This window comes from Rhodococcus sp. (in: high G+C Gram-positive bacteria) (assembly GCF_049286785.1).
In the GTDB taxonomy this organism is placed as follows: Bacteria; Actinomycetota; Actinomycetes; order Mycobacteriales; family Mycobacteriaceae; genus Rhodococcus_F.
Window position 1 is genome coordinate 1 of sequence record NZ_JBAQEO010000493.1, and the last position, 4341, is coordinate 4341.

The 4341-nt window shown below is 68.5% G+C and carries 5 protein-coding genes and 1 pseudogene; 4 read left to right on the top strand and 2 right to left on the bottom strand.

All coding sequences use genetic code 11. The annotated features are described in order from the left end of the window. The 4 genes and pseudogenes from WAW17_RS17575 to WAW17_RS17590 form a co-directional block, all read left to right on the top strand. A partial coding sequence (locus WAW17_RS17575) for a Mu transposase C-terminal domain-containing protein (protein WP_422334217.1) occupies positions 1 to 1323 on the top strand: 1323 nt, incomplete at its 5' end. A 112-nt stretch (positions 1324 to 1435) separates the two neighbouring features. Then, the gene (locus WAW17_RS17580; RefSeq protein WP_422334219.1) at positions 1436 to 2245 is read left to right on the top strand and encodes an AAA family ATPase; all 810 of its coding nucleotides are present in this window, start codon (positions 1436 to 1438) and stop codon (positions 2243 to 2245) included. Positions 2246 to 2335: 90 nt separating this feature from the next. Then, positions 2336 to 2680, top strand: a pseudogene (locus WAW17_RS17585) (recombinase family protein); the annotation flags it as partial. Next, a complete protein-coding gene (locus tag WAW17_RS17590; protein ID WP_422334220.1) occupies positions 2660 to 2857 on the top strand; it encodes a helix-turn-helix domain-containing protein in 198 nt (65 codons plus the stop codon). The pseudogene WAW17_RS17585 and the gene WAW17_RS17590, both read left to right, overlap by 21 nt. Positions 2858 to 3196: 339 nt before the next feature. On the opposite strand, the gene WAW17_RS17595 is transcribed toward WAW17_RS17590, so the two are convergent. Further along, positions 3197 to 3712, bottom strand: coding sequence for a nitroreductase family deazaflavin-dependent oxidoreductase (locus WAW17_RS17595; RefSeq protein WP_422334218.1), 516 nt, complete (start codon positions 3710 to 3712; stop codon positions 3197 to 3199). Positions 3713 to 4095: 383 nt separating this feature from the next. Further along, positions 4096 to 4320 carry a Tn3 family transposase gene (locus WAW17_RS17600; protein WP_422334221.1) on the bottom strand — a complete coding sequence of 75 codons (225 nt, stop codon included), beginning with the start codon at positions 4318 to 4320 and terminating at the stop codon, positions 4096 to 4098. Positions 4321 to 4341: the final 21 nt, after the last annotated feature.

Below are 4341 nucleotides of genomic sequence, written 5' to 3' on the forward strand. Positions count from 1 at the left end.
GCGCTGGCCCGGCGTCCGCGCTCGGACCTGGGTACCCGCACGCTGCCCAGCGAGTGCGTCGAGCTGGTCGAGGGACTGGCGTTGCGCCGGCCGCAGCCGTCGACCGCGCACATCCACCGCACCGTCACCGCGATCGCGGCCCAGCGGGGCTGGCCCGCACCGAGTTACGAGACCGTGCGCACGATTGTCGGCGGGCTGGATCCGGGATTGGCCACCCTGGCCCATCAGGGTGTCGCCGCCTACCGGGACCGGTTCGAGCTGGTCTATCGCCACGAGGCGACCCGCCCGAACGAGGTGTGGCAGGCCGACCACACCGAACTCGATGTGATGATCCTCGACGCGGTCGGCAAACCGGTCCGGCCGTGGCTGACGACGATCCTCGACGACCGCAGCCGTGCGGTCGCCGGCTACACCGTGTTCCTCGGCGATCCGTCGGCGCTGCAGACCGCGTTGGCGCTCCGGCAGGCGGTCTGGCGCAAGACGGACCCGCGGTGGGCGGTGTGCGGGCTGCCGGACGTGCTCTACAGCGACCACGGAGCCGACTTCACCTCCGCCCATCTCGATCAGGTGTGCGTCGACACCCGGATCCGGCTGGTGCACTCCACCCCCGGCGTGCCGCAGGATCGCGGCAAGGTCGAGCGCCTCTTCGGCACCGTCACCACCGAACTCCTCCCGAGGTTGCCTGGCCACATCCCGCACGGAACCCACGGCAAGCCCGTGACCACACCGACGTTGACGCTGGCCGAACTCGACGCCGCGATCGGCGAATTCATTCTCGACACCTACCACCGGCGCGAGCACTCGGAAACCGGTGTCCCGCCGCAGCAGCGGTGGCTCGCCGGCGGGTGGCTGCCGCGGATGCCCGACTCGCTCGAGCAGCTGGACCTGCTGCTGCTCACCGTGGCCCGGCCGCGGGTGGTGCACCGCGACGGGATCCATTGCCATGGGCTGCGCTACCTCGACCTGACCCTCTCGGCGTATGTCGGCGAACGGGTCACTGTTCGCTACGACCCCCGCGACCTTGCCGAGGTCCGCCTCTACTACCGCGGCCAATTCCTGTGCCGCGCCGTGTGCGCCGAGCTCGCCGACGCCACCATCTCCCTCAAGGACCTCCAAGGCGCCCGCACCCGACGGCGCCGTGAGCTGCGCGGCACGCTCACCTCCCGGCGCAGCCTCGCCGACGCGCTGACCACCACCGGCGCCGGCCCGATCCCCGACACCGCGCCACTCACCCCGCGCGATCGCGGCGCCGCGGACTCCGCCCATGACCAGCCGGCGCCGCAGAGGCCGCGCCGGAGATTGAAGACCTACCGCGAGGACTGACCCGACAACCACCCGAGGCGAGGTACACGTGAGCACATCGAAAACCCGCGAACCGCCGCTGCCTCCCCGGCAGAGCGACACCGCCGCCGCGCTCATCGGCGACGCCACCCCGGTGCGGCGCGACGGTCCGCCGTTCCTCGTCACGAAGGAGCACCGCCGGTTCGTCGAGTTCGCCGACGCGGTACGCCGCAACCGCTACATCGGAGTGTGTTTCGGGCCGGCCGGGATCGGCAAGACCCTGTCCTCACGGGTCTACAGCGGTGCCGACGACTGGGAGCAATGGTTCCTCGACCGCTACATCAAGGACCCGGCCATCCCGGAAATCATCGACACCGCCCGCACCGCGATGTGGACCCCGAAGGTCACCACCACACCCCGCGAGCTCGACCGGGCGATCCCCGCGCTGTGCCAGCAGGTGTCCTGGGCGATCGAATGCCACCACCACCCCGACTACGATCCGCTCGCCTACAGCGACGGCCGCGGCTGCGGCTACACCGAACTGCTCATCGTCGACGAGGCCGACCGCCTCAAAGCCACCGGCCTCGAACAGCTTCGGGACTTCTTCGACCGCCACCACCTGGGCCTGATCCTGATCGGCATGCCCGGAATGGAACGCCGGCTCGAACGCTACCCACAGCTCTACAGCCGCATCGGCTTCGCCCACCAATACCGGCCGCTGAGCGATGACGAACTCGCCTTCGTACTCGAGCGGCACTGGAACCGGCTCGGCCTCGCACTCAACGCCGACGACTTCACCGACGCCGAGGCGATCGCCGCGGTGGCCCGCATCACCGGCGGCAACTTCCGGCTCATCCACCGCCTGTTCGGTCAGATCCAACGCGTCCTCGAACTCAACGACCTGCACACCATCACCCGTGAGGTCGTCGACGCCGCCCGCGACACCCTAGTCATCGGCACCTGACCACCGACAATCACCCCGAGGACGATCTGATGACCAGGATGCTCGGGTACGCCCGCATCACCTTGCCCGAAACGGAGCCGACTCGCGCTCCAACACGACGCGCTCGCCGCGGCCGGCTGCGAACGCATCTTCACCGACACCACCCCCGCGGCGGGCGCCCCGCAACCGCAGCTCGAGACCGTCCTCACCGCGCTCGAACCGACAGACCTGCTCGTCGTGTGGTCCCTCGACCGGCTCGCCCACTCGCTGGCCCACCTGCTCGACACCGCCACCCGGATCACCGATACCGGCGCCGGCCTCTGGTCGATCACCGAGGATCTCGACACCACCGACCCGGACACCGGTGCCCACGTCCTCGAAATCTTCGCCGCACTGTCGACCTGCCAACACGCCATCCGCCGCGAACACGCCCTGATCGGACTCGCCGCAGCAAGGAACCAAGGCCGCGTAGGCGGGCGACCCCGCGCCCTCACCACTGCGACCGTCGCCCAAGCCCGCACCATGAAGGCCGACGGCGCCACCATGACCGCCATCGCCCAGGCGCTCGGCGTAGGACGCAGCACCGTGTACCGCTACCTCACTGATCAGCAACCGACCGACCGAGACAAATAGCGTCGGTAAAACCGTGCCAGATAACGCTGGGAGTCACATGCCGATTTGGCTCCGGCACCAGCTTCTAGCGGCGAACGGTCCCTGGACGGGGTTCAGCGCCCACCGCTCGGTCGTACGGTGCCGGTGTCTCAGCCGTCGATGTCCCAGCAACGGCCGAATGAGAGACAACCCGAAACAACGCATAACTATCCAGAGCAAATCCACCGGTACCCCGTTCGTCGCCCCGATAAGGGGTCACTTCACCGGACAGGGCTACCCGGGGACGGTCAGCTCAGCTCTCCGGTCATGAGGCTGGCTTTTGGGACGTGCCGGTCCTCGTTCGTGAATCGGTTCGCCCATTCAGGTGTCGCCCGAGCCTGACGGGGCCGCGACGATGCGAAAGACCGGGTACTGCGCGGCGATCTGCTCGAACTCCTCAAGCGGGGCGTCGCGGTCCACCGGCAGGTGCGGTCTGGCGCCAGGGGCGAGGGCGAGGTAGCGGCGCAGGATGGGCGCGCGGGCATCCGGGTCGACCTCGTCGAGGCGCACCGTTTCGCTTCGGCCACGCCTCAGCACCGCCCTCCCCTCGGCCACGCGGACGTTGCGCACCCAGTTCGCGTCGTTGCCGAGCATCGACACCAGGTACCGCTCCCCCTCGTAGTCGGCCACCACCAACGGAATCGAAATGAGACGGCCCGTGCGTCGCCCGCGTACCTCCAGCGTCACCGCGCGTTTCGGTGACAGCAGGCCGGCCGCGAACTGGAGCGCGGAGAGCCGGTTCAGTGCTCGGGCCAGGTTCCCGGGCCGTCCGCCGCGGTACATTCGACGCCGCGCCCGGTACCGCCAGTCTCGAACCAGGCCTGTTCCCTCACCCATCGGCGAGTCCCTTTCCATCGTCCTGTGCATACCTCCGCACGCCCTCGTCGTCTTCCTGGGGGTCGAGGAACATAACTGCCCGATCCGGCGCTAAGGAGTTACCGCAGATAACGACCCTTTATCTGCGGTAGTCTGGGAGTTGACTTGGCGCGATGGGTCTTTCGGGCGGGGTCGACTCCGGAATTAATCTGCGGTAGCGCGGGAGGCTGGGCGATGGGGACGGTGCGGAGCCTCCCGACGTCGGTGTCCGGTGTGCGGTTGGCCGACGCGGTGCCGGTGTTCCTCGGCACAATCCCGGCGGCGAACACCCGCCGCGGCTACGGCGTCGTGCTGAACCGGTTGGTCGCCGACTTCGGCGCGGACACCAATGTGACGCTGCTGGATCAGGAGCCGGATCGGGTGAGTGGGTGGTTCACCTTCGTGTGGGGCAACAAGGCGGCCACGACGTTCAACGTCCGGTTGGCGGCGCTCCGGTCGGCGTGCGAGTACTGGCGCGAACAGAATTTGATGCCGATCAGATGCAGCAGGCCGAACACGATGTCGGAGTATGAGCCGGTGTCGGTGATGATGGCTTCGGGCACTTTTCCGCCCCGTTGGAGCTGCACCACGTCGATGACGTTCAACGAATC